Below are 1,004 nucleotides of genomic sequence, written 5' to 3' on the forward strand. Positions count from 1 at the left end.
GGTGAGGGTGTCGTGGTGGTGGTGACGGCTTGCGGTGATGTGGCGGGGGCCGCGGTGGGTGGTCTGGTGCGTTCGGTTCAGGCGGAGTATCCGGGTCGGGTGTTCCTGGTCGAGGCGGATGCGGATGGCGATTGCGGGCCGGAGGTGCCGGCGGCTGTGGTGGCCGGTGGTGAGCCTCATGTGCGGGTGCGGGACGGCCGGGTGCTGGTGCCGCGGCTGAGGCGGGTCGACGGGCCGGCCGGGTCGGTGGGTGCGGGGTCGGCCGGTTCGGTGGCTGCGGGGTCGGTGGGTGCCGGTTCGGTGGGTGTGGGGTCGCCGGTGTTCGGTGCGGGGGGCACGGTGTTGGTGACGGGTGCCACGGGGACGTTGGGGCGGTTGGTGGTGCGGCATCTCGTGGAGCGGTACGGGGTGCGGGATGTGGTGCTGGTCAGTCGTTCGGGGGGTGTTCCGCAGGAGGTTGCGGGGCTGGCGGGTGTGCGGTTGCGGGGGGTGGCGTGTGATGTGTCGGACCGGGAGGCGTTGGCGGGGGTGGTCGCGGGGGTGGCCGTGACGCTGCGGGGTGTGGTGCATGCGGCGGGTGTTCTGGATGACGCGACGGTGGTGAATCTGACGCCGGAGCGGTTGGCCAGGGTGTGGGGGCCGAAGGCGGATGGTGCCTGGTATCTGCATGAGCTGACGCGTGAGCTGCCGTTGGACGCGTTTGTGTTGTTCTCGTCGGTGGCGGGGGTGATCGGTACGGCTGGTCAGGGCAACTATGCGGCGGCCAATGCTTTCCTGGACCAGCTTGCGGTCGAGCGTCGTGCGCAGGGGCTGCCCGCTCATTCTGTTGCCTGGGGTCTGTGGGGGGAGGCCAGTGGTATGACGGGTCAGCTGGCGGCCGCGGACCGGGCGCGGCTTGCTCGGCTGGGGATCGCTCCGCTGGCTTCGGCGGACGCGCTGGCTTTGTTCGACGCGGCGTTGGCGGGTGGGGACCCGGCGGTCGTGGCCGCGCGTTTCGACCCGGC

Annotated in this window: 1 protein-coding gene; it reads left to right on the forward strand. The window is 71.6% G+C overall.

What is annotated here, in order from left to right; genetic code table 11:
- Nucleotides 1–12: 12 nt before the first annotated feature.
- Nucleotides 13–1,004 (forward strand): beta-ketoacyl reductase (locus ACFF45_RS35470; RefSeq protein WP_381351165.1); only part of this gene is annotated, 992 nt, incomplete at its 3' end.

Source organism: Streptomyces cinereospinus (assembly GCF_042430725.1).
Taxonomy (GTDB): domain Bacteria; phylum Actinomycetota; class Actinomycetes; order Streptomycetales; family Streptomycetaceae; genus Streptomyces; species Streptomyces cinereospinus.